The sequence below is a fragment of the Arsenicicoccus sp. oral taxon 190 genome (assembly GCF_001189535.1).
Taxonomy (GTDB): domain Bacteria; phylum Actinomycetota; class Actinomycetes; order Actinomycetales; family Dermatophilaceae; genus Arsenicicoccus.
On the sequence record NZ_CP012070.1, the window covers coordinates 1,686,925 to 1,710,721 of the forward strand.

The following is a 23,797-nucleotide window of genomic DNA, read 5'->3' on the forward strand; positions in this document are numbered from 1 at the left end:
TGATCTCCCGCAGAGCGGGCCGCACCCCCTGGGTGCGGCCCGCTCTCGCATGCGCGCCGGCCGTGCGCGGGCGGGCACCCCGGGGTGCGGGGGAGCGGCATACGGGTCACGTATGCCGCGACACCGCCCGGTGTGCTTGACGACGCCCCCGACCCGCCGCATAGTGATGGGGCACGAGGCCATCTGCCGAGGTCGAGCCCGGGCCGGTCCAGCGACCAGCCTGCGCGAGCTCCCCCGACGTGGTCGGCTGGTCGTGCTTGATTGGACGTGTCTGGCGCTGTCGGCTATGCTGTCGCTTTGCGCTGCCTTGTTGCCGCGCGCCCAGCCAGCCGCCGCCCGTGACCCGCCCGCCGGACCTGCCCCGGTCCCTCCCGGTTCCCGGTCCCCGGATGCTGCCGGGGGCGTGGCGCGTGCTCGCTTCGTCTCCATAGCTCCAGGCCCGTGGAAGGACCATCCTTGGCTGCCTCGCGACCCGCGACCCAGACTGTGTCCACAGCTCAGACGGCTTCTGGCCGCCTGTCCTTCGCAAAGATCAAGGAGCCGCTGGAGGTCCCCGACCTCCTCGCGCTCCAGACGGAGAGCTTCGACTGGCTGCTCGGCAACGAGCGGTGGCAGGCCCGGGTGGCCGCCGCCAAGGAGGCCGGTCGCAACGACGTCCCCGACCGGTCCGGTCTCGAGGAGATCTTCGAGGAGATCTCCCCGATCGAGGACTTCTCCGGCTCCATGTCCCTCTCCTTCCGCGACCACCGGTTCGAGGAGGAGAAGCACTCGATCGAGGAGTGCAAGGAGCGGGACATGACCTACTCCGCGCCGCTGTTCGTCACCGCGGAGTTCATGAACACCAACACCGGCGAGATCAAGTCGCAGACGGTGTTCATGGGCGACTTCCCGCTGATGACCGAGCGCGGCACCTTCATCATCAACGGCACCGAGCGTGTCGTCGTGTCGCAGCTGGTCCGGTCCCCGGGCGTCTACTTCGAGCGCACCCCCGACAAGACGTCCGACAAGGACATCTACTCGGCCAAGGTCATCCCGAGCCGCGGTGCGTGGCTGGAGTTCGAGATCGACAAGCGCGACATGGTCGGCGTGCGCGTCGACCGCAAGCGCAAGCAGTCCGTCACGGTGCTGCTCAAGGCGCTGGGCTGGACCGAGGCGCAGATCCTCGAGGAGTTCGGCGAGTTCGAGTCGATGCGCCAGACCCTGGAGAAGGACCACACGGCCGGCCAGGACGACGCGCTGCTCGACATCTACCGCAAGCTGCGCCCCGGCGAGCCGCCGACCAAGGAGGCCGCCCAGGCGCTGCTGGACAACCTCTACTTCAACCCCAAGCGCTACGACCTGGCCAAGGTGGGGCGCTACAAGATCGACAAGAAGCTCGGCATCGAGGGCACCCTCGACGAGTCCGTGCTGCGCATCGACGACATCGTCGCGACGATCAAGTACCTCGTCACCCTGCACAACGGTGACGTCACGATGGCGGGCACCCGCGACGGCGAGGCCGTCGACGTGCGCGTCGAGGTCGACGACATCGACCACTTCGGCAACCGCCGCCTGCGCAACGTCGGCGAGCTGATCCAGAACCAGGTCCGCACCGGGCTGTCCCGCATGGAGCGCGTCGTCCGCGAGCGCATGACCACGCAGGACGTCGAGGCGATCACCCCGCAGACCCTGATCAACATCCGCCCCGTGGTGGCGTCGATCAAGGAGTTCTTCGGGACCTCCCAGCTGTCGCAGTTCATGGACCAGAACAACCCGCTGTCGGGCCTGACGCACAAGCGTCGTCTGTCCGCGCTGGGCCCCGGTGGTCTGTCCCGCGACCGCGCCGGCATGGAGGTCCGTGACGTCCACCCGTCGCACTACGGCCGCATGTGCCCGATCGAGACCCCCGAGGGTCCCAACATCGGTCTGATCGGCTCGCTGGCCTCCTACGGCCGGATCAACGCCTTCGGCTTCGTCGAGACCCCCTACCGCAAGGTCAACGACGGCGTCGTCTCCGACGAGGTGCACTACCTCTCGGCGGACGAGGAGGACGAGTTCGTCATCGCCCAGGCCAACGCCCCCATGGAGGCCGACGGCCGGTTCGCCGAGGAGCGCGTCCTGGTGCGCACCAAGGGCGGCGAGGTCGACTTCGTGCCGGCCGCGGACGTGGACTACATGGACGTCTCGCCGCGCCAGATGGTGTCGGCGGCCACGGCCCTGATCCCGTTCCTCGAGCACGACGACGCCAACCGCGCCCTCATGGGCTCCAACATGATGCGTCAGGCGGTCCCGCTGGTGCGCTCCGAGGCGCCGCTGGTCGGCACCGGCATGGAGCACCGCGCCGCGCTCGACTCCGGTGACGTGGTCCTCGCCACCAAGCCGGGCGTCGTGCAGGAGGTCTCCGCCGATCTGGTGACCGTCGCCAACGACGACGGGACCTACCAGACCTACCGGATCATGAAGTTCTCCCGCTCCAACCAGGGCAACTGCTACAACCAGCGGGTCATGGTGGAGGCCGGCGACCGGGTCGAGGCGGGTCAGCTCATCGCCGACGGTCCGGCCACCGACGGTGGCGAGATGGCCCTCGGCAAGAACCTCCTCGTGGCGTTCATGCCGTGGGAGGGTCACAACTACGAGGACGCCATCATCCTGTCCCAGCGGCTGGTGCAGGACGACACGCTCTCCTCGATCCACATCGAGGAGCACGAGGTCGACGCCCGCGACACCAAGCTCGGTGCCGAGGAGATCACCCGCGACATCCCCAACGTGTCCGAGGAGGTCCTCGCCGACCTCGACGAGCGGGGCATCATCCGCATCGGTGCCGAGGTCCGCGACGGCGACCTGCTCGTCGGCAAGGTCACGCCCAAGGGTGAGACCGAGCTGACCCCGGAGGAGCGCCTGCTGCGCGCGATCTTCGGCGAGAAGGCCCGCGAGGTCCGCGACACCTCCCTGAAGGTCCCGCACGGCGAGACCGGCACGGTCATCGGCGTCAAGGTTTTCGACCGCGAGGAGGGCGACGAGCTGCCGCCGGGCGTCAACCAGCTGGTGCGCGTCTACGTCGCCAACAAGCGCAAGATCACCGATGGTGACAAGCTCGCCGGCCGTCACGGCAACAAGGGCGTCATCTCCAAGATCCTGCCGGTCGAGGACATGCCCTTCCTCGAGGACGGCACGCCGGTCGACGTCGTGCTCAACCCGCTGGGTGTCCCCGGTCGCATGAACGTCGGTCAGATCCTCGAGATCCACCTCGGGTGGGCGGCCAGCCGCGGCTGGAACATCCCCGAGGGCGCCGAGTGGGCCATGCGCATCCCGCAGGACGCCCACGAGGCTCCCGCCGGCACCCGCGTCGCCACCCCGGTCTTCGACGGCGCCAAGGAGGAGGAGATCAAGGGTCTGCTGGAGTCCACCAACCAGACCCGTGACGGCCAGCGCCTCATCGGCGAGACCGGCAAGACCCGGCTCTTCGACGGCCGCTCCGGCGAGCCGTTCCCGGAGCCGGTGTCGGTGGGCTACATGTACATCCTCAAGCTCCACCACCTGGTCGACGACAAGATCCACGCCCGCTCGACCGGCCCGTACTCCATGATCACGCAGCAGCCGCTGGGTGGTAAGGCGCAGTTCGGTGGCCAGCGCTTCGGCGAGATGGAGGTGTGGGCCCTCGAGGCCTACGGCGCCGCCTACACGCTGCAGGAGCTGCTCACCATCAAGTCCGACGACGTGCCCGGCCGCGTCAAGGTCTACGAGGCCATCGTCAAGGGCGAGAACATCCCCGACTCCGGCATCCCCGAGTCGTTCAAGGTGCTCCTCAAGGAGATGCAGTCCCTGTGTCTCAACGTGGAGGTCCTCTCCAGCGACGGCAACGCGATCGAGATGCGCGACGCCGACGACGAGGTCTTCCGCGCCGCCGAGGAGCTGGGCATCGACCTGTCGCGGCGCGAGCCCAGCAGCGTCGAGGAGGTCTGACGGTCTGTCCCCGTATGGCGCAGCGCGGCTCCTGAGCCGACCGGCCTGGGAGCCGCGCTCGCCATACGGCACGACCCGAAGGACAACGCACGCCGGACCCGTCAGGGGACGGCCACGACAACCGTTCAGACCCACAGACTTTGAATCAGTCGCAAGACGAGAGAAGGACACACGTGCTCGACGTCAACTTCTTTGACGAGCTGCGTATCGGCCTCGCCACCGCGGACTCCATCCGCCAGTGGTCCCACGGCGAGGTCAAGAAGCCCGAGACGATCAACTACCGCACCCTCAAGCCGGAGAAGGACGGGCTCTTCTGCGAGAAGATCTTCGGTCCGACCCGGGACTGGGAGTGCTACTGCGGCAAGTACAAGCGCGTGCGCTTCAAGGGCATCATCTGCGAGCGCTGCGGCGTCGAGGTGACCCGCGCCAAGGTGCGCCGTGAGCGGATGGGCCACATCGAGCTCGCCGCCCCCGTCACCCACATCTGGTACTTCAAGGGCGTGCCGAGCCGTCTCGGCTACCTGCTCGACCTGGCCCCGAAGGACCTGGAGAAGGTCATCTACTTCGCGGCCTACATGATCACCTCGGTCGACACCGAGGCGCGCCACCGCGACCTGCCGTCGCTGGAGGCCCAGATCGAGGTCGAGAAGAAGGAGCACGAGAACCGTCGTGACTCCGACGTCGAGGCCCGCGCCAAGAAGCTCGAGGAGGACCTGGCCGCGCTCGAGGCCGAGGGCGCCAAGAGCGACGTCAAGCGCAAGCTCAAGGACTCCGCCGAGCGCGAGATGAACGCCATCCGCAAGCGCGCGGACGTGCACGTCGAGCGCCTCGAGCAGGTCTGGGACCGCTTCAAGAACCTCAAGGTCCAGGACCTCGAGGGCGACGAGATGCTCTACCGCGAGATGCGGGACCGCTTCGGTCTCTACTTCGAGGGCGGCATGGGCGCGGCGGCGATCCAGAAGCGCCTGGAGACCTTCGACCTCGAGGCCGAGTCGGAGCTGCTGCGCGAGATCATCGCCACCGGCAAGGGCCAGAAGAAGACCCGCGCCCTCAAGCGCCTCAAGGTCGTCACGGCCTTCCAGACGACGAGCAACAGCCCGACCGGCATGGTGCTCGACTGCGTCCCGGTCATCCCGCCGGACCTGCGCCCGATGGTGCAGCTTGACGGTGGCCGGTTCGCGACGTCGGACCTCAACGACCTCTACCGTCGCGTCATCAACCGCAACAACCGCCTCAAGCGCCTCCTCGACCTCGGTGCCCCCGAGATCATCGTCAACAACGAGAAGCGCATGCTGCAGGAGGCCGTCGACGCGCTCTTCGACAACGGCCGTCGCGGCCGCCCGGTCACGGGCCCCGGCAACCGTCCGCTGAAGTCGCTGTCCGACATGCTCAAGGGCAAGCAGGGCCGCTTCCGTCAGAACCTCCTCGGCAAGCGCGTCGACTACTCCGGCCGCTCGGTCATCGTCGTCGGCCCCCAGCTCAAGCTGCACCAGTGCGGTCTGCCCAAGCAGATGGCGCTCGAGCTGTTCAAGCCGTTCGTGATGAAGCGGCTGGTCGACCTCGACCACGCGCAGAACATCAAGTCCGCCAAGCGCATGGTGGAGCGCGCCCGCCCGGTCGTGTGGGACGTCCTCGAAGAGGTCATCACCGAGCACCCCGTGCTGCTCAACCGCGCACCCACGCTGCACCGCCTCGGCATCCAGGCCTTCGAGCCGCAGCTCGTCGAGGGCAAGGCCATCCAGCTGCACCCGCTCGTCTGCGGCGCGTTCAACGCCGACTTCGACGGTGACCAGATGGCCGTGCACGTGCCGCTGTCCGCGGAGGCCCAGGCCGAGGCCCGCATCCTGATGCTGTCCTCCAACAACATCCTCAAGCCGGCCGACGGCCGCCCCGTGACCATGCCCACCCAGGACATGATCATCGGGCTGTTCCACCTCACCTCCGAGGTGGCCGACGGCAAGGGCTCCGGTCGCGCCTTCCGCACCTCTGACGAGGCGCGGATGGCCTTCGACGCGGGCGAGATCGAGCTCGGGTCGCCCGTCAAGATCCGGCTGCGCGACGCCGTCCCCCCGGTGGGCTTCGACCTTCCCGAGGGTGTCGAGCTGAGCGAGGAGGGCCGGGCGGACTTCGTCATGGACACCACGCTGGGGCGTGCGCTGTTCAACCTGACGCTGCCGGTCGACTACCCCTTCGTCAACGAGCCCGTCGACAAGAAGCGGCTCTCCGCGATCGTCAACGACCTCGCCGAGCGCTACCCCAAGGTGCTCGTGGCGACCTCGCTGGACGCGCTCAAGGAGACCGGCTTCCACTGGGCGACCCGCTCGGGCACGACCGTGGCGATCTCCGACGTCGTCACGCCCTCCAACAAGGAGTCCATCCTCGAGGGCTACGAGGCCAAGGCCGCCAAGGTCCAGGTGCAGTTCGAGCGCGGTCTGACCACCGACGACGAGCGGCGCCAGGAGCTCATCGAGATCTGGCAGCAGGCCACCAACGAGGTCTCCAAGGAGATGGAGGCCAACTTCCCGCGGCGCAACCCGATCTTCCGCATGGTCAGCTCGGGGGCGCGAGGCAACTGGTTCCAGCTGCGGCAGATCGCCGGCATGCGTGGCCTCATGGCCAACCCGAAGGGCGAGATCATCCCGCGCCCGATCAAGTCCAACTTCCGCGAGGGCCTGTCCGTGCTGGAGTTCTTCATCTCCACGCACGGTGCCCGCAAGGGTCTGGCGGACACCGCCCTGCGGACCGCCGACTCGGGCTACCTGACCCGTCGCCTGGTGGACGTCTCGCAGGACGTCATCATCCGCGAGGACGACTGCGGCACCGACCGCGGCCTGCTGATGCCGATCGCCGTGCGCGGCGCCGACGGCACCCTGCGGCCGCACGAGGACGTCGAGTCCAGCGTCTACGCCCGCACGCTCGCCGAGGACGTCGTCAAGGACGGCGAGGTGCTGGCCGAGGCCGGCCTCGACCTCGGTGACGTGGTCATCGACGCGCTGGTCGTCGCGGGGATCGAGGAGGTGCGGGTCCGCTCGGTCCTCACCTGCGAGTCCCGCGTCGGCACCTGCGCCAAGTGCTACGGGCGGTCCCTGGCCACCGGCAAGCTCGTCGACATCGGCGAGGCCGTCGGCATCATCGCCGCCCAGTCCATCGGCGAGCCCGGCACCCAGCTGACGATGCGCACCTTCCACACCGGTGGTGTGGCCGGTGACGACATCACGCAGGGTCTGCCCCGTGTGGTCGAGCTCTTCGAGGCTCGCACCCCGCGCGGTGTCGCCCCGATCGCCGAGGCCACGGGCCGCGTGCGCATCGAGGACACCGACAAGGCGCGCCGGATCGTGCTGGTGCCGGACGACGGCACCGACGAGCACGCCTACCCGGTCACCAAGCGCTCCCGCCTCCTGGTGGGCGACGGGGACCACATCGAGGTCGGCACCCAGCTCGTGCAGGGCGCCATCGACCCCAAGCAGGTGCTGCGCATCCTCGGCCCCCGCGCCGTGCAGATGCACCTCGTGGACCAGGTGCAGGCGGTCTACCGCCAGCAGGGTGTGTCGATCCACGACAAGCACATCGAGGTCATCGTGCGCCAGATGCTGCGGCGCGTGACGATCATCGAGGCCGGCGACGCCGACCTGCTCCCCGGCGAGCTCGCCGAGCGCGGTCGCTTCGAGTCCGAGAACCGCCGCGTCGTCTCCGAGGGCGGCAAGCCGGCCTCGGGTCGACCGGAGCTCATGGGCATCACCAAGGCCTCGCTCGCCACCGAGTCCTGGCTCTCGGCCGCCTCCTTCCAGGAGACGACCCGGGTGCTCACCGAGGCTGCGATGCACGCCAAGAGCGACCCGCTGCTGGGCCTCAAGGAGAACGTCATCCTCGGCAAGCTCATCCCCGCCGGCACCGGCCTGCCGCGTTACCGCAACGTCAAGGTCAACCCGACGGAGGAGGCCAAGGCGGCGATGTACTCCATGCCTGGCTACGACCAGTTCGACTACACGGCCTTCGGGCCGGGGTCGGGCGAGGCCATCCGTTTGGACGACATCACGCTGGGCTTCGACACCCACTGATCGTCACGGACGCTCGTGGCGCGGGCCGGTTCCCCTCGGGAGCCGGCCCGCGCCGCTGCCCGCGCCTGTCACCAGCACCGACAGTGGGGACCCCCCTGCCGTGGGGGACCTCGCGGGGTGGGCTGCCGGTGATTTGGAGCGCCCCGTGATATCGCGGTAATCTTGTTCACTGTGTCGTGCTTGACACGGACACACTGTGCCCTCTCCGACGAGGCGGCCGCCGGTGCGATAGCGCCGGTGGTCCTGCGACGGAAGACCACACCCCTCCTGCCTGGCGCCCGCGACCTCGTCGTGGGAGTGCGGGGAGGAGCACCGCCCGATACACCCGACCTCGGGACGTGGCGAGCGGCATGACAAGGAGTCCGACCGGGTGACCGGCCGGGCTGACCATCAGATACGTACGGAGACTACGTGCCAACCATCAACCAGCTCGTCCGCAAGGGCCGGCAGGACAAGGTCGACAAGAACAAGACCCCTGCCCTCAAGGGCAGCCCGCAGCGCCGTGGCGTCTGCACCCGCGTCTACACCACCACCCCCAAGAAGCCGAACTCCGCGCTGCGCAAGGTCGCTCGCGTCAAGCTGACCTCCGGCATCGAGGTCACGGCATACATCCCGGGCGTGGGTCACAACCTGCAGGAGCACTCGATCGTGCTCGTGCGCGGTGGGCGTGTGAAGGACCTTCCCGGCGTCCGCTACAAGATCATCCGCGGCTCCCTCGACACCCAGGGTGTCAAGAACCGCAAGCAGGCTCGCAGCCGCTACGGCGCCAAGAAGGAGAAGAAGTAATGCCTCGTAAGGGCCCCGCTCCGAAGCGCCCCCTGGTCGTCGACCCCGTCTACGGCTCGCCGCTGGTGACCCAGCTGGTCAACAAGATCCTGCTGGACGGCAAGAAGTCCATCGCCGAGAACATCGTGTACGGCGCCCTCGAGGGCTGCCGCGAGAAGACCGGCTCCGACCCGGTCGTGATCCTCAAGCGCGCCCTGGACAACGTGAAGCCGGCCCTGGAGGTCAAGTCCCGCCGCGTCGGCGGTGCGACCTACCAGGTCCCGGTCGAGGTCAAGCCCGGCCGCGCCACCACCCTGTCGCTGCGCTGGCTGGTCGGCTACTCGCGCCAGCGTCGGGAGAAGACCATGACCGAGCGCCTCATGAACGAGATCCTCGACGCCAGCAACGGCCTCGGTGCCGCGGTCAAGCGTCGCGAGGACACCCACAAGATGGCCGAGTCCAACAAGGCCTTCGCGCACTACCGCTGGTAAGACCTGCACGCGGGCGGCGTGGGGAGCACCGACGCCGCCCGCACCACCGGACCTCCTCCCGGAGCGTGCCGGCCTGCTGCACCACCGACTCGAAGAGATGAGATAACAGACGTGGCACTCGACGTCCTCACGGACCTGAAGAAGGTCCGCAACATCGGCATCATGGCCCACATCGATGCTGGCAAGACGACGGCGACCGAGCGGATCCTGTTCTACACCGGCATCAACTACAAGATCGGTGAGACGCACGACGGCTCCGCGACGATGGACTGGATGGAGCAGGAGCAGGAGCGCGGCATCACGATCACGTCCGCCGCGACGACCTGCTTCTGGGAGGGCAACCAGATCAACATCATCGACACGCCCGGGCACGTCGACTTCACGGTCGAGGTGGAGCGGTCGCTGCGCGTCCTCGACGGCGCGGTGGCGGTCTTCGACGGCAAGGAGGGTGTCGAGCCCCAGTCCGAGACGGTGTGGCGGCAGGCGGACAAGTACAACGTCCCCCGCATCTGCTTCGTCAACAAGATGGACAAGCTGGGTGCCGACTTCTACTACACCGTGCAGACCATCGTGGACCGCCTCGGCGCGGAGCCGCTGGTGCTGCAGATCCCGATCGGCGCCGAGAACGACTTCGTCGGCATGATCGACCTCGTCTACAACCGCGCCCTCGTCTGGCGCGGCGACGTGAAGATGGGCCAGGACTACGAGATCGAGGAGATCCCGGCCGAGCTCGCCGACAAGGCGGAGGAGTACCGCAGCAAGCTCGTCGAGCGTGTCGCGGAGTCCGACGAGGAGCTGCTCGAGAAGTACCTCGGTGGCGAGGAGCTGACCCCCGAGGAGATCAAGGCGGCCGTCCGCAAGATCACCATCGCCGGCGAGGTCAACCCCGTCCTGTGCGGCACGGCGTTCAAGAACAAGGGCGTGCAGCCCCTGCTCGACGCCATCGTCGACTACCTGCCGTCCCCGCTGGACGTGCCCGCCATCCAGGCCCACGACCCCAAGGACGAGGAGAAGGTCATCGAGCGTCACTCCGACGCCTCCGAGCCGTTCTCCGCGCTGGCCTTCAAGGTCGTGTCGCACCCCTTCTTCGGGCGCCTGACCTACGTGCGCGTCTACTCGGGCGAGGTCAAGCAGGGCGACATGATGCTCAACGCCACCAAGGGCAAGAAGGAGCGCGTCGGCAAGCTCTTCCAGATGCACGCCAACAAGGAGAACCCCGTCGACCATGCGACCGCGGGCCACATCTACGCGATGATCGGTCTGAAGGACACGACGACGGGTGACACCCTGGCGGCCCAGGACCAGCCGGTCCTGCTGGAGTCGATGACCTTCCCCGAGCCCGTCATCAACGTGGCCATCGAGCCCAAGACGAAGGGCGACCAGGAGAAGCTCTCCACGGCCATCCAGAAGCTGGCCGAGGAGGACCCGACCTTCCGCGTCGAGCTCGACGAGGAGACCGGCCAGACCATCATCAAGGGCATGGGCGAGCTCCACCTCGACATCCTCGTGGACCGCATGCGCCGCGAGTTCAAGGTCGAGGCCAACGTCGGCAAGCCGCAGGTGGCCTACCGCGAGACCATCCGTCGCGCGGTGGAGAAGTACGACTACACCCACAAGAAGCAGACGGGTGGGTCGGGCCAGTACGCCAAGGTCCAGATCACCTTCGAGCCCATGGACACGTCCGAGGGCAAGATGTACGAGTTCGACAACAAGGTGACCGGTGGCCGCGTGCCGCGCGAGTACATCCCGTCGGTCGGCTCGGGCATCGAGGAGGCCATGGGCCAGGGCGTGCTCGCCGGCTACCCGATGGTGGGTGTCAAGGCGATCCTGATCGACGGCGCCTACCACGACGTCGACTCCTCGGAGATGGCGTTCAAGATCGCCGGTTCGATGGCCTTCAAGGAGGCCGCCCGCAAGGCCGACCCGGCCCTGCTCGAGCCGATGATGGCCGTCGAGGTGCGCACGCCCGAGGACTACATGGGCGACGTCATCGGTGACATCAACTCCCGCCGTGGCCAGATCCAGGCCATGGAGGACATCAGCGGTGCCAAGATCGTCCGCGCTCTGGTGCCCCTGTCGGAGATGTTCGGATACGTTGGCGACCTGCGCTCCAAGACGCAGGGCCGGGCCAACTACACGATGCAGTTCGACTCGTACGCCGAGGTTCCCAAGAACGTCGCGGACGAGATCATCAAGAAGACCCGAGGCGAGTAACCGATTCGGAGGTCTGGCGCCTTCGGCGCTAGACTTCCGGATCGCGTCTCATCCAGCACCACCCACACAAGACGACGCCACGTCCTGCTTGGTCGTACGGCGTAACACCAAAGAAGTCCTGAGGAGGACCCCAAGTGGCGAAGGCTAAGTTCGAGCGGACCAAGCCGCACGTCAACATCGGCACCATCGGTCACATCGACCACGGTAAGACGACGCTGACGGCTGCTATCTCCAAGGTTCTGCACGACGAGTACCCGGACCTGAACCCGCAGTTCGCTTTCGAGGACATCGACAAGGCCCCCGAGGAGCGTCAGCGCGGCATCACCATCTCGATCGCTCACATCGAGTACCAGACCGAGAGCCGCCACTACGCCCACGTCGACTGCCCCGGTCACGCGGACTACGTCAAGAACATGATCACCGGTGCGGCGCAGATGGACGGCGCGATCCTCGTCGTCGCCGCCACCGACGGCCCGATGCCGCAGACGAAGGAGCACGTCCTCCTGGCCCGCCAGGTCGGCGTCCCCTACATCGTCGTGGCGCTCAACAAGACCGACATGGTCGACGACGAGGAGATCCTCGAGCTCGTCGAGATGGAGGTCCGCGAGCTGCTGACCGACTACGAGTTCCCCGGTGACGACCTGCCCGTCGTCCGCATCTCCGCGCTCAAGGCGCTCGAGGGCGACCCCGAGTGGACCAAGACCGTGGTCGAGCTCATGAAGACCGTGGACGAGTACATCCCGGAGCCGGAGCGCGACACCGACAAGCCGTTCATGATGCCGATCGAGGACGTCTTCACGATCACCGGTCGTGGCACGGTCGTCACCGGCCGCATCGAGCGCGGTGTCCTCAAGGTCAACGAGGAGGTCGAGATCGTCGGCATCCGCGAGAAGACCCAGAAGACCACCGTCACCGGCATCGAGATGTTCCGCAAGCTCCTCGACGAGGGTCGTGCGGGCGAGAACGTCGGTCTGCTGCTCCGTGGCCTCAAGCGCGAGGAGGTCGAGCGCGGGCAGGTCGTCTGCAAGCCGGGCTCCATCACCCCGCACACCGAGTTCGAGGCCTCGGCGTACATCCTGTCCAAGGACGAGGGCGGCCGTCACACGCCGTTCTACGACAACTACCGTCCCCAGTTCTACTTCCGTACCACTGACGTGACGGGCGTCGTCCACCTCCCCGAGGGCACCGAGATGATCATGCCCGGCGACAACACCTCCATGAAGGTCGACCTGATCCAGCCGATCGCCATGGAGGAGGGCCTGAAGTTCAACATCCGTGAGGGTGGCCGCACCGTCGGTGCGGGTCAGGTCACCAAGATCATCAAGTGATCTCAGCTCCTCCGGGAGCGATCGATCTCGCGAGGCGGGGTCCGGACCACGGTCCGGGCCCCGCCTCTCGGCATACGCTCGCCGGGTGCGCTCAGGGGCGAGCTCGTATGCCGCACCCGGCCGCCGTGTCGACGGTCACAGGCCGCCCGGGTCGCTGCCCCCGGCGGGGATGCGGCAGGCTGGGGCTGCACCCCACGACCCCGCTCGGGAGGACTTCACCCATGGACCTCGGCACCTTCGAGACGCTGCTCGTCGAGCAGGACGGCCCGGCCCTCGTCGTCACCGTCAACCGCCCCCACGCGATGAACGCCCTCGCCGGGCAGGTCATCGCCGACCTCGAGGGGCTGCTGGTGGCCATCGAGACCCAGGTGGGCTCCGACGGCCGCTGGCCGATCCGCGGGGTGATCGTCACGGGGGCGGGGGAGAAGGCCTTCGTCGCAGGGGCCGACATCGTGGAGATGCAGTCGATGTCGCCGGACCAGGGGGAGGACTACTCACGCCGGATGCAGGGCGTCACGCGCCGGCTCGAGGCGCTGCCGGTGCCCGTCATCGCGGCGGTCCACGGCTTCGCGCTGGGCGGCGGCTGCGAGCTCGCGCTGGCGTGCGACTGGATCTACGCCTCGAGCAGTGCCCGGTTCGGGCAGCCCGAGGTCAACCTCGGCCTCGTGCCCGGCTTCGGCGGATCGGTCCGCCTGACCCGCCGCGTCGGCCTGGCGCTGTCGCGGGAGCTCATCTGCACCGGCCGCATGATCAAGGCCGAGGAAGCGCTGCGGATCGGCCTGGTCAACCAGGTCTTCGAGGATCGCGACACCCTGCTGGACGGTGCGCGCCGGACCGTCGCCGAGCTCGCCGCCAAGAGCCCGGTCGCGGTGGCGGCCTGCAAGCAGCTGCTGAACGCCGTCGAGCCGCTCTCCGTCCCCGAGGGGCTGGACCTGGAGGCGCGGGCCTTCCACGCAGCGTTCGAGTCCGAGGACAAGGTGGAGGGCGTCCGCGCGTTCGTGGCCAAGACCGCTCCCACCTTCCCCGGGCGCTGACCGGGGCGCGTCCGGACGACCCACCTCGGCGGGGCGGTAGGTAGGGCGGCGGGGTCGCGGGTAGGGCGGCGGTGCGGCAGCTCGGGCTGCCGTGCCCCATCGGCGATCAGCGACCGTCGGGGTCGACGAGGCGGCCGGGGTTGCATGCCGCGGCCACCGTGGCGGCGTAGCCCACGTCGGGACGGTCGGGCTCCAGGTGCCACACCGGCTTGCGCGGGGCGAAGGCGACGTGGCAGCGCAGCTGGTCCACCATCCCCGGCCGCGCCAGCTCCGGGAACTCGCCCCGCAGCGCCGGCACCAGCGCCGAGGCCGAGTCGCCCCAGGTGCGGGCGGCCCAGGACGGCGTCAGGGCCAGCGACCGCGTGCCGGCCCGTCGCACCCAAGCGGCGTGGTCGACCAGCGTCGTCGTGGTCGCGGTCACCCGCGTCCCCGGCCGGTCCGCGCAGATCGCCTCCCCGGCCCGGCTCAGCTGCGCAGCGGCCGGTTCGACGCGTATGCCGGTGCGGAACCCGGTGCCGGACAGCACGATCCAGGTCCCCTCCGTCCCCGGCGTGAGGGCCTCGCCGGGTCGCAGGGCGGGGGTGTCGGCCAGCCGAGCGGGGCACGTGGACGTCGCGGTAGTGGCCGGCGAGGACGTGCCCGTCGCCGGACGAGACGCGGCGGCGGGGGAGTGGCTGGTGGACGGGGAGGCTGTGGGGGACGGGCTGGAGCAGCCCGTCAGCACGGCCATCGAGCCGATGACGACACCCGTGCCCATGCCCACCCCCAGCGCCAGGGTCCGGCTCACGGGGCTCACGAGGCTCACGGGCCCGGTGCGGTCCACGGCTCGACCACCTCGAGCAGCGCCCGGATCTGCTGCTGCACCGCACCCGCGTGCTTGACGCTGCGGGGTCGCGGCGCCGGCACCCTGCCGTCGACGAGCACGTAGAGGCTGCGCAACGTGCGGCAGGTGTTGATGGTGGCCGCCGGGATCGGCGTGGTCGCGGTCGTCATCCGCGGCGTCAGGTCCTTGATCCACCGGGTGGCGACCTTCTCGGTCAGGTCGTCCTGGAGCAGCACCTGCGCGACCGCCAAGGCCAGGCGGTCCTCCTCCTGGTCGCGCCAGACGGTCCCGGCCGGGTTGGTGAGGCGGCGCGCGACGGCGTCGAGGAGCTGCTCGGCGGGCACCGCGCTCGTGAGCCCGAGCTCGCCCACGACGTCGGCACCGTGCGCCACGGCGTGCACCCAGCCCACCGTGGCGTCGTAGCCGCGCTGGTCCGGCTCGCCCGTCCACCAGGTCAGGAAGGGCTCGGTCCAGGACCGCCGCCACGTGAGCTCGGAGGCCAGGTAAGCCAGGGGGACGGCCGCGAAGGAGCGGGTGTGGGCGTCCCCGTCACCAAGCAGCGCGACGAGGGCATCGCCGAGGCCCTGACGGTCCTTGCGGCCCAGCGAGCCGGCGCCGCGGACCACCTCCGCCAGCGCCTCCTCGCGAGCCTCGCCCTCGCGGGACGACAGCCGGTCCAGGGCGGCGAGCAGGTCCGCGGGCAGGGCGGCTGAGGGGGCTTTCGGCATACGAACATCCTCTCAGCCCACCCGGCGGGGACGCGGTCGGCGTGTCGGCTGGCATCGGGCGTCCAGGATTTGGATCCTGCCTGGCCGTCTGTCACACTAGTGAGGTTGCTTGACGCGTGGCCGAGGCATACTCCGCCGTCGCCGGGACCTCTCGAGGTCCGGGTCGACCAGGAGGGTGTGGCTGCCCCCGTCCCTCGCGAGAGGTTACTAGCACCACCGGACGGTCCTCGGACTGGCTGATGGCTCGGTGACTCCTCGATGGGGGAGCGCAAGCCCCGGCCCAGACGGACCGGCCCCACCACGGGAGAGCCCGCAGCTGCTGCGTGCCCCCGTGCCGCGAAGCGGGCGCGACACGCCCGACCGCGGGGGTCGGAGAGCCACTGGTTCGGCCACAGGACCAGCAGTTTCAGGACGAGAGAGAGTCAACGAAGCGATGGCGGGACAGAAGATCCGCATCCGGCTGAAGTCGTACGACCACGAGGTCATCGACAGCTCGGCGCGCAAGATCGTGGACACCGTGACCCGTGCGGGCGCGACGGTGGTGGGCCCGGTGCCCCTGCCGACGGAGAAGAACGTCTTCTGCGTCATCCGTTCGCCGCACAAGTACAAGGACAGCCGCGAGCACTTCGAGATGCGGACGCACAAGCGTCTCATCGACATCATCGACCCGACGCCCAAGGCCGTCGACTCGCTGATGCGTCTCGACCTGCCGGCGGACGTCAACATCGAGATCAAGCTCTGAGGAACCCCACATGACTAACGCTGCTATCGAGCGCACTGTCAAGGGCGTCCTTGGCGAGAAGCTCGGCATGACCCAGGTCTGGGACGCGGACAACCGCCTCGTCCCCGTGACGGTCATCAAGGCGGGCCCCTGCGTCGTCACGCAGGTCCGCGACGCCGAGAAGGACGGCTACCAGGCCGTCCAGATCGCCTTCGGCGCGATCGACCCGCGCAAGGTCAACAAGCCCATGACCGGCCACTTCGAGAAGGCCGGCGTGTCGCCGCGCCGCCACCTCGTCGAGCTGCGCACCGCTGACGCCGCCGACTACGCGGTGGGCCAGGAGATCACGGCCGAGGCCTTCGAGGCCGGCGTCGAGGTCGACGTCACGGGCACCACCAAGGGCAAGGGCTTCGCCGGCGTCATGAAGCGTCACGGCTTCAAGGGCGTCTCGTCCTCCCACGGTGCGCACCGCAACCACCGCAAGCCGGGCTCGATTGGTGGCTGCTCCACCCCGGGCCGCGTCTTCAAGGGTCTGCGCATGGCCGGCCGCATGGGCGGCGTCCGCCAGACCACCCAGAACCTCACGATCCACGCCGTGGACGCCGACAAGGGTCTGATCGTCGTCAAGGGTGCCGTCCCCGGCCCCCGCGGCGGCGTGGTCCTCGTCCGCACGGCCGCCAAGGGGGCCTGATCCGAATGACGACCATCGACATCGTGGACGCCAAGGGCGCCAAGGCCGGCTCGGTCGAGCTGCCCGCCGAGGTGTTCGACGTCCAGACCAACATCCCGCTGATCCACCAGGTCGTGGTGGCCCAGCTCGCCGCGGCTCGTCAGGGCACCCACAAGGCCAAGACCCGCGCCGAGGTGCGTGGCGGTGGCGCCAAGCCGTACCGCCAGAAGGGCACCGGCCGGGCTCGCCAGGGCTCGACCCGCGCGCCGCAGTTCGCCGGCGGTGGCACCGTGCACGGTCCCGTGCCGCGTGACTACAGCCAGCGCACCCCCAAGAAGATGAAGGCCGCCGCGCTCCGCGGCGCCCTGTCCGACCGGGCTCGCCACGGCCGCGTCCACGTCCTCACCTCGCTCGTCGAGGGGGAGACGCCGTCGACCAGGACCGCCGCCGCGGTGCTGGGCGGGCTGACCGACCGCAAGAACCTCCTCGTGGTCGTCGAGCGCGAGGACTCGCTAGGTCTGGCCTCGGTCCGCAACATCGCCAACGTGCACATCCTGGTCGCCGACCAGCTCAACACGTACGACGTGCTTTGCGCGGACGACGTGGTCTTCACCCAGGGCGCTCTCGAGGCCTTCCTGGCCAAGAGCACCCCGGCGGCCGCCAAGGCTGAGGAGGACACCAAGTGAGCACCATCAAGGACCCCCGCGACATCCTGCTCGCGCCGGTCGTCTCCGAGAAGTCGTACGGACTGATGGACCAGGGCAAGTACACCTTCGTGGTGGACCCCCGGGCCAACAAGACCGAGATCAAGATCGCGATCGAGCAGGTCTTCAAGGTCAAGGTCGACTCCGTGCACACGCTCAACCGTCCGGGCAAGACCCGCCGCACGCGGTTCGGCCTGGGCAAGCGCAAGGACACGAAGCGCGCGATCGTCACCCTCAAGGAAGGGTCGATCGACATCTTCGGAGGCGCTGGCGTCTGACGCCGGCGACCGAAGATCGACTAGGACACTGAGGGATCAGACATGGCTATCCGTAAGTACAAGCCCACGACGCCGGGTCGTCGCGGCTCGAGCGTCGCGGACTTCGTTGAGGTCACGCGCAGCACGCCCGAGAAGTCGCTGGTGCGTCCGCTGCCCAAGACCGGTGGTCGCAACTCCAGCGGTCGCATCACCACGCGCCACATCGGTGGTGGCCACAAGCGCGCCTACCGCGTGATCGACTTCCGTCGTCACGACAAGGACGGCGTGCCGGCCAAGGTCGCGCACATCGAGTACGACCCCAACCGCACCGCCCGCATCGCCCTGCTGCACTACGCGGACGGGGAGAAGCGCTACATCCTGGCGCCCAACCGTCTCAACCAGGGCGACACCATCGAGAACGGCCCCGGCGCGGACATCAAGCCCGGCAACGCGCTGCCGCTCAAGAACATCCCCGTGGGTACCGTCATCCACGCGATCGAGCTCAAGCCGGGTGGCGGCGCCAAGATCGCCCGCTCCGCGGGCGCCCGGGTGCAGCTCGTCGCCAAGGACGGCCCCTACGCCCAGCTGCGTATGCCGTCCGGCGAGATCCGCAACGTCGACCTGCGCTGCCGCGCCACGGTCGGCGAGGTGGGCAACGCCGAGCAGAGCAACATCAACTGGGGCAAGGCCGGCCGTATGCGCTGGAAGGGCAAGCGCCCGACCGTCCGCGGTGTGGCCATGAACCCGATCGACCACCCGCACGGTGGTGGTGAGGGCAAGACCTCCGGTGGTCGCCACCCGGTGAGCCCCTGGGGCCAGCCGGAGGGCCGGACCCGCAAGCCGGGGAAGCCGAGCGACAAGCTCATCGTCCGTCGTCGTCGCACTGGCAAGAAGCGCTGATAGGAGCCTTTGGACATGCCTCGTAGCCTGAAGAAGGGCCCCTTCATCGACGACCACCTTCAGAAGAAGGTGGACGCCCAGAACGAAGCGGGCACCAAGAACGTCATCAAGACCTGGTCGCGCCGTTCGGTGATCTCCCCGGACATGCTCGGCCACACCCTCGCCGTCCACGACGGTCGCAAGCACGTCCCGGTCTTCGTGACCGAGTCGATGGTCGGGCACAAGCTCGGCGAGTTTGCCCCCACCCGTACCTTCAAGGGTCACGAGAAGGACGACAAGAAGGGGCGTCGTCGCTGATGGCCAACAACGACAAGGAATTCCAGATGGAAGCCAAGGCTGTTGCGCGCCACGTGCGCGTCACGCCGATGAAGGCTCGCCGCGTCGTCAACCTGATCCGCGGCAAGCAGGTCACGGACGCCATCGCGACGCTGCAGTTTGCGCCGCAGTCCGCCAGCGACCCGGTGCTGAAGGTGCTGCAGAGCGCCGTGGCCAACGCTCGCGTCAAGGCCGACCAGGCCTCGGAGGCGTTCGACGAGCGCAGCCTCGTCGTGACCACGGCGTTCGTGGACGAGGGCCAGACCATGAAGCGGTTCCAGCCGCGCGCCCAGGGTCGGGCCTTCCGCGTCCGCAAGCGCACGAGCCACATCACCGTCTTCGTCGGTCAGCCGGTGGCCGCCAGCAAGGGAGGAACCCGCTAATGGGTCAGAAGGTCAACCCGCACGGTTTCCGCCTCGGGATCACCACCGACCACCGCAGCCGTTGGTTCGCCGACTCGACCAAGGTCGGTCAGCGCTACCGCGACTACGTGAAGGAGGACGTGGCGATCCGCCGCCTCCTGTCCGAGGGCATGGAGCGCGCCGGCATCGCCCGCGTCGAGATCGAGCGCACCCGTGACCGCGTCCGCGTCGACATCCACACCGCCCGCCCGGGCATCGTGATCGGTCGCCGTGGCGCCGAGGCCGACCGCATCCGCGGCGAGCTCGAGAAGCTCACCGGCAAGCAGGTGCAGCTCAACATCCTCGAGGTCAAGAACCCCGAGGTCGACGCCCAGCTCGTCGCGCAGGGCATCGCCGAGCAGCTGTCCGCCCGCGTGTCCTTCCGTCGCGCCATGCGCAAGGGCATGCAGTCCGCGCAGCGCGCCGGTGCCCTTGGCATCCGGGTCATGTGCGCCGGCCGTCTCGGCGGCGCGGAGATGTCCCGCTCCGAGTTCTACCGCGAGGGTCGCGTCCCGCTGCACACGCTGCGCGCCAACATCGACTACGGCTTCTACGAGGCCCGGACGACGTTCGGTCGCATCGGCGTCAAGGTGTGGATCTACAAGGGCGACGTGACGTCCAAGGAGCTCGCGGCCCAGCAGGCCGCCGCTCCCCGCCCGTCCCGTGGCCCGCGCCGGGACGGCGCCGACCGCCCCGGCCGTGGTGGCGGCCGCGGCCCCCGCCGTGACAGCAACCGCGACGCCGCCCCGGCCACCGAGGCGCCGGCGTCCGACACCGCGCAGGCCCAGCCTGCGGAGCAGGGAGCTGAGTCCTGATGCTGATTCCCCGTCGTGTGAAGCACCGCAAGCAGCACCACCCCGGTCGGAGTGGCGCCGCCAAGGGAGGCACCAAGGTCTCCTTCGGTGACTACGGGATCCAGGCCCTCGAGCCGGCCTACGTCACCAACCGTCAGATCGAGTCCGCTCGTATCGCCATGACGCGCTACATCAAGCGTGGCGGCAAGGTCTGGATCAACATCTACCCCGACCGCCCGCTGACCAAGAAGCCCGCCGAGACCCGCATGGGCTCGGGCAAGGGCTCGCCCGAGTGGTGGGTGGCCAACGTCAAGCCCGGCCGTGTCATGTTCGAGCTCGCCGGTGTCCCGGAGCCCGTCGCGCGTGAGGCCATGCGCCTCGCGATGCACAAGCTCCCGATGAAGTGCCGTTTCGTGGCGCGCGAAGGTGGTGACATCTGATGGCAGTTGGATCCAAGGACCTGACGTCCGAGCAGCTGCGTGGCCTCGGCGACGACCGCCTGGTCGACGAGCTGAAGAAGGCCAAGGAGGAGCTGTTCAACCTCCGCTTCCAGTCCGCCACCGGGCAGCTGGAGAACCACGGCCGTCTGCGTGCGGTCCGCAAGGACATCGCCCGCATCTACACCGAGATGCGCGAGCGCGAGCTCGGCATCGGCGCCGCTCCGGCGAAGGGTGAGAAGGCATGAGCGACAACCAGAAGGAAGCCGGCACCGTGAGCGACACGCTCGAGCGCAACTACCGCAAGGCCCGTCAGGGCTACGTGGTGAGCGACAAGATGGACAAGACCGTCGTGGTCGAGGTCGAGGACCGCGTCAAGCACGCCCTCTACGGCAAGGTCCTGCGTCGCACCAGCAAGGTCAAGGCCCACGACGAGGAGAACTCGGCCGGCATCGGCGACCGCGTCCTCATCATGGAGACCCGCCCGCTGTCCGCCACCAAGCGGTGGCGAGTGGTCGAGATCCTCGAGCGCGCGAAGTAGTTCGCGAGTTCGCTCATCCGCAAGCATCGGTCTCGGGAGCACCTGGGACCAGCCCCACCAACAGTTCGGCCAGGCTCAACCGGAGGGATCCGGTGAGAACCAGCTCGACGACAGGAGTTCGACAGTGATCCAGCAGGAGTCGCGACTGCGCGTCGCCGACAACACCGGTGCCAAGGAGATCCTTTGCATCCGTGTGCTCGGCGGTTCGGGTCGTCGGTATGCCGGCATCGGCGACGTCATCGTCGCCACCGTCAAGGACGCGATCCCCGGTGGCAACGTGAAGAAGGGCGACGTCGTCAAGGCCGTCATCGTCCGCACGACCAAGGAGCGTCGTCGCATCGACGGTTCCTACATCAAGTTCGACGAGAACGCGGCCGTCATCCTCAAGAACGATGGCGACCCGCGTGGCACCCGCATCTTCGGCCCCGTGGGCCGCGAGCTGCGTGAGAAGAAGTTCATGAAGATCATCTCTCTGGCGCCGGAGGTGCTGTAACCAATGGCGAAGATGAAGATCAAGAAGGGTGACCTGGTGCAGGTCATCTCCGGTCCCGACAAGGGCCAGCAGGGCAAGGTCATCAGCGTCAACACCGAGACCCAGCGCGTGCTGGTCGAGGGCATCAACCGCGTGACCAAGCACACCAAGGCCGGCCAGGGTGCGGGCCGCACCGGTGGCATCGTCCACACCGAGGCCCCGATCCACGTGTCCAACGTGCAGGTCGTGGACCCCGAGACCAAGAAGCCGACCCGGATCAAGACGCGCGTCGAGACCGTGGAGCGCGACGGCCGCAGCAAGACCGTCCGCACCCGCGTGTCCGTCCGCTCGGGCAAGGACCTGTGACCATGACTGCTACCACCTCTGAGAAGACGCAGCCCCGCCTCAAGGAGCGCTACGCCGCGGAGATCAAGCCTGCGCTGCAGGACCAGTTCTCCTACGCCAACGTGATGCAGGTGCCCGGCGTGACCAAGGTCATCGTCAACATGGGTGTCGGCGAGGCGGCCCGTGACTCCAAGCTGATCGAGGGCGCCGTGCGCGACCTCACGGCCATCACCGGCCAGAAGCCCGTGGTCACCAAGGCCCGCAAGTCCATCGCGCAGTTCAAGCTGCGCGAGGGTATGCCGATCGGCGCGCACGTCACGCTGCGCGGCGACCGCATGTGGGAGTTCCTCGACCGACTGCTGTCGATCGCCCTCCCGCGCATCCGCGACTTCCGGGGCCTGTCGGCCAAGCAGTTCGACGGTCGCGGCAACTACACCTTCGGTCTCAACGAGCAGTCCATGTTCCACGAGATCGACCAGGACAAGATCGACCGCGTGCGTGGCATGGACATCACGATCGTGACCACCGCCACCAACGACGACGAGGGTCGCGCCCTGCTGAAGCAGCTCGGCTTCCCGTTCAAGGAGAACTGACCGTGGCCAAGACCGCCCTGATCAACAAGGCCAACGCCAAGCCGAAGTTCAAGGTTCGCGCCTACACGCGCTGCCAGCGCTGCGGCCGGCCGCACTCGGTCTACCGCAAGTTCGGCCTGTGCCGAGTCTGCCTGCGCGAGATGGCGCACCGCGGGGAGCTCCCCGGCGTCACCAAGAGCAGCTGGTAATCCTACCCCTCGAATTTCCACTCCGTTCTACATCGCAGGTCGGTGACGGGGTGGCCGGCGCAGCCGGTCGCCATACCGTCAGTGAAACCGCGGTGAGGAAGGGCAAGCAGCCCAATGACAATGACTGACCCGATTGCGGACATGCTGACCCGCGTCCGGAACGCCAACTCGGCGCACCACGACGTGGTCTCCATGCCGTTCTCGAAGCTGAAGAAGAACATCGCGGACATCCTCGAGGCGGAGGGCTACATCGCCGGCTCCAAGATCGAGGAGGCCGAGGTGGGTCAGACCCTGACCATCAACCTCAAGTACGGCCCCAACCGCGAGCGCTCCATCGCGGGCGTGCGCCGGGTGTCCAAGCCCGGTCTGCGCGTCTACGCGAAGTCCACCAACCTGCCCCGCGTCCTCGGCGGCCTCGGCGTGGCGATCATCTCCACGTCCTCCGGCCTCCTCACGGACAAGCAGGCTGCTCAGAAGGGCGTGGGTGGGGAAGTCCTCGCCTACGTCTGGTAACCCAGGCACGAAAGGAAGATCGCATGTCCCGCATCGGACGTCTCCCTGTCTCCGTGCCCATGGGTGTGGAGGTCACCATCGACGGTCAGAACGTGATCGTCAAGAAGAACAACGCCGAGCTGAGCCTGGTCGTCAAGGAGCCCATCGCGGTCTCCCAGGGCGAGGACGGCTCGATCGAGGTCACCCGGCCCAACGACGAGCGTGAGTCCCGCGCCCTGCACGGCCTGACCCGCTCGCTCATCGCCAACATGGTGGAGGGCGTGACCAACGGCTACGAGAAGAAGCTCGAGATCTTCGGCACGGGTTACCGCGTCGTCGCCAAGGGCTCCAACCTGGAGTTCGCCCTCGGCTACTCGCACCCGATCGTGATCGAGCCGCCCGCCGGCATCACCTTCCAGGTCGAGGGGCCGACGAAGTTCTCGGTCAAGGGCATCGACAAGCAGCTCGTCGGCGAGGTCGCTGCCAACATCCGCAAGCTCCGCAAGCCCGACCCCTACAAGGGCAAGGGTGTCCGCTACGCGGGCGAGCAGATCCGCCGCAAGGTCGGAAAGGCTGGTAAGTAA

26 protein-coding genes are annotated in these 23,797 nt (G+C 68.3%); 24 read left to right on the forward strand and 2 right to left on the reverse strand.

Annotation, left to right across the window (positions count from 1 at the left end):
• The first annotated feature begins 456 nt into the window (after positions 1 to 456).
• The 7 genes from rpoB to ADJ73_RS08000 all read left to right on the forward strand — a co-directional run bounded on the left by rpoB (position 457) and on the right by ADJ73_RS08000 (position 13,832).
• A complete protein-coding gene (gene rpoB, locus ADJ73_RS07970) occupies positions 457 to 3,942 on the forward strand; it encodes a DNA-directed RNA polymerase subunit beta (RefSeq protein WP_050347834.1) in 3,486 nt (1,161 codons plus the stop codon).
• A 173-nt stretch (positions 3,943 to 4,115) separates the two neighbouring features.
• Positions 4,116 to 8,000: a DNA-directed RNA polymerase subunit beta' gene (locus ADJ73_RS07975; protein ID WP_050347835.1), complete on the forward strand. Its 3,885-nt coding sequence runs from the start codon at positions 4,116 to 4,118 to the stop codon at positions 7,998 to 8,000.
• Positions 8,001 to 8,411: 411 nt separating this feature from the next.
• Positions 8,412 to 8,786, forward strand: a complete 375-nt coding sequence (gene rpsL, locus ADJ73_RS07980) for a 30S ribosomal protein S12 (protein WP_050347836.1) — start codon at positions 8,412 to 8,414, stop codon at positions 8,784 to 8,786.
• Positions 8,786 to 9,256, forward strand: a complete 471-nt coding sequence (rpsG, locus tag ADJ73_RS07985) for a 30S ribosomal protein S7 (RefSeq protein WP_050347837.1) — start codon at positions 8,786 to 8,788, stop codon at positions 9,254 to 9,256. The genes rpsL and rpsG overlap by 1 nt, the downstream gene beginning before the upstream one ends.
• Before the next feature lie 111 nt (positions 9,257 to 9,367).
• Positions 9,368 to 11,470, forward strand: a complete 2,103-nt coding sequence (gene fusA, locus ADJ73_RS07990; protein ID WP_050347838.1) for an elongation factor G — start codon at positions 9,368 to 9,370, stop codon at positions 11,468 to 11,470.
• Between the two features lie 134 nt (positions 11,471 to 11,604).
• A complete protein-coding gene (gene tuf, locus ADJ73_RS07995) occupies positions 11,605 to 12,798 on the forward strand; it encodes an elongation factor Tu (protein ID WP_050347839.1) in 1,194 nt (397 codons plus the stop codon).
• A gap of 221 nt (positions 12,799 to 13,019) precedes the next feature.
• Positions 13,020 to 13,832, forward strand: a complete 813-nt coding sequence (locus ADJ73_RS08000; protein ID WP_050347840.1) for an enoyl-CoA hydratase/isomerase family protein — start codon at positions 13,020 to 13,022, stop codon at positions 13,830 to 13,832.
• A 106-nt stretch (positions 13,833 to 13,938) separates the two neighbouring features.
• On the opposite strand, the gene ADJ73_RS16930 is transcribed toward ADJ73_RS08000, so the two are convergent.
• Both ADJ73_RS16930 and ADJ73_RS08010 read right to left on the reverse strand, forming a co-directional pair.
• A complete protein-coding gene (locus ADJ73_RS16930) occupies positions 13,939 to 14,619 on the reverse strand; it encodes a DUF2599 domain-containing protein (RefSeq protein WP_156188169.1) in 681 nt (226 codons plus the stop codon).
• Between the two features lie 14 nt (positions 14,620 to 14,633).
• Positions 14,634 to 15,383 (reverse strand): DUF2785 domain-containing protein, encoded by a 750-nt coding sequence (locus ADJ73_RS08010; protein WP_050347842.1) that lies wholly within the window; start codon positions 15,381 to 15,383, stop codon positions 14,634 to 14,636.
• 433 nt (positions 15,384 to 15,816) lie between these two features.
• Between ADJ73_RS08010 and rpsJ the strand changes: the two genes are divergently transcribed.
• From rpsJ to rplF, 17 genes are all read left to right on the forward strand, one after another.
• The gene (gene rpsJ, locus ADJ73_RS08015; RefSeq protein WP_012867945.1) at positions 15,817 to 16,125 is read left to right on the forward strand and encodes a 30S ribosomal protein S10; all 309 of its coding nucleotides are present in this window, start codon (positions 15,817 to 15,819) and stop codon (positions 16,123 to 16,125) included.
• A 10-nt stretch (positions 16,126 to 16,135) separates the two neighbouring features.
• On the forward strand, positions 16,136 to 16,795 hold the full coding sequence (rplC, locus tag ADJ73_RS08020; RefSeq protein WP_050347843.1) for a 50S ribosomal protein L3: 660 nt from the start codon (positions 16,136 to 16,138) through the stop codon (positions 16,793 to 16,795).
• Between the two features lie 5 nt (positions 16,796 to 16,800).
• Positions 16,801 to 17,460, forward strand: coding sequence for a 50S ribosomal protein L4 (gene rplD / locus ADJ73_RS08025; protein WP_050347844.1), 660 nt, complete (start codon positions 16,801 to 16,803; stop codon positions 17,458 to 17,460).
• Positions 17,457 to 17,756 (forward strand): 50S ribosomal protein L23, encoded by a 300-nt coding sequence (gene rplW, locus ADJ73_RS08030; RefSeq protein ID WP_050347845.1) that lies wholly within the window; start codon positions 17,457 to 17,459, stop codon positions 17,754 to 17,756. The genes rplD and rplW overlap by 4 nt, the downstream gene beginning before the upstream one ends.
• 42 nt (positions 17,757 to 17,798) lie before the next feature.
• The gene (gene rplB / locus ADJ73_RS08035; RefSeq protein ID WP_050347846.1) at positions 17,799 to 18,635 is read left to right on the forward strand and encodes a 50S ribosomal protein L2; all 837 of its coding nucleotides are present in this window, start codon (positions 17,799 to 17,801) and stop codon (positions 18,633 to 18,635) included.
• A 15-nt stretch (positions 18,636 to 18,650) separates the two neighbouring features.
• Positions 18,651 to 18,932: a 30S ribosomal protein S19 gene (rpsS, locus tag ADJ73_RS08040; RefSeq protein ID WP_050347847.1), complete on the forward strand. Its 282-nt coding sequence runs from the start codon at positions 18,651 to 18,653 to the stop codon at positions 18,930 to 18,932.
• Between the two features lie 26 nt (positions 18,933 to 18,958).
• The gene (rplV, locus tag ADJ73_RS08045; protein WP_050349315.1) at positions 18,959 to 19,333 is read left to right on the forward strand and encodes a 50S ribosomal protein L22; all 375 of its coding nucleotides are present in this window, start codon (positions 18,959 to 18,961) and stop codon (positions 19,331 to 19,333) included.
• On the forward strand, positions 19,333 to 20,166 hold the full coding sequence (rpsC, locus tag ADJ73_RS08050) for a 30S ribosomal protein S3 (protein ID WP_050347848.1): 834 nt from the start codon (positions 19,333 to 19,335) through the stop codon (positions 20,164 to 20,166). The genes rplV and rpsC overlap by 1 nt, the downstream gene beginning before the upstream one ends.
• A complete protein-coding gene (gene rplP, locus ADJ73_RS08055) occupies positions 20,166 to 20,585 on the forward strand; it encodes a 50S ribosomal protein L16 (protein WP_050347849.1) in 420 nt (139 codons plus the stop codon). Before rpsC ends, rplP begins: the two co-directional genes overlap by 1 nt.
• A complete protein-coding gene (gene rpmC, locus ADJ73_RS08060) occupies positions 20,585 to 20,830 on the forward strand; it encodes a 50S ribosomal protein L29 (RefSeq protein ID WP_050347850.1) in 246 nt (81 codons plus the stop codon). The genes rplP and rpmC overlap by 1 nt, the downstream gene beginning before the upstream one ends.
• Positions 20,827 to 21,123, forward strand: a complete 297-nt coding sequence (gene rpsQ, locus ADJ73_RS08065) for a 30S ribosomal protein S17 (protein WP_050347851.1) — start codon at positions 20,827 to 20,829, stop codon at positions 21,121 to 21,123. The genes rpmC and rpsQ overlap by 4 nt, the downstream gene beginning before the upstream one ends.
• Before the next feature lie 124 nt (positions 21,124 to 21,247).
• Positions 21,248 to 21,616, forward strand: a complete 369-nt coding sequence (gene rplN, locus ADJ73_RS08070) for a 50S ribosomal protein L14 (RefSeq protein WP_050347852.1) — start codon at positions 21,248 to 21,250, stop codon at positions 21,614 to 21,616.
• Between the two features lie 3 nt (positions 21,617 to 21,619).
• The gene (gene rplX, locus ADJ73_RS08075) at positions 21,620 to 21,961 is read left to right on the forward strand and encodes a 50S ribosomal protein L24 (RefSeq protein WP_050347853.1); all 342 of its coding nucleotides are present in this window, start codon (positions 21,620 to 21,622) and stop codon (positions 21,959 to 21,961) included.
• Positions 21,962 to 21,963: 2 nt separating this feature from the next.
• On the forward strand, positions 21,964 to 22,533 hold the full coding sequence (rplE, locus tag ADJ73_RS08080) for a 50S ribosomal protein L5 (protein ID WP_050347854.1): 570 nt from the start codon (positions 21,964 to 21,966) through the stop codon (positions 22,531 to 22,533).
• 2 nt (positions 22,534 to 22,535) lie between these two features.
• Complete coding sequence (locus ADJ73_RS08085; protein ID WP_050347855.1) at positions 22,536 to 22,721, forward strand: type Z 30S ribosomal protein S14; 186 nt, start codon at positions 22,536 to 22,538, stop codon at positions 22,719 to 22,721.
• A gap of 114 nt (positions 22,722 to 22,835) precedes the next feature.
• The gene (gene rpsH, locus ADJ73_RS08090) at positions 22,836 to 23,234 is read left to right on the forward strand and encodes a 30S ribosomal protein S8 (RefSeq protein ID WP_050347856.1); all 399 of its coding nucleotides are present in this window, start codon (positions 22,836 to 22,838) and stop codon (positions 23,232 to 23,234) included.
• 23 nt (positions 23,235 to 23,257) lie between these two features.
• Positions 23,258 to 23,797: a 50S ribosomal protein L6 gene (gene rplF / locus ADJ73_RS08095; protein ID WP_050347857.1), complete on the forward strand. Its 540-nt coding sequence runs from the start codon at positions 23,258 to 23,260 to the stop codon at positions 23,795 to 23,797.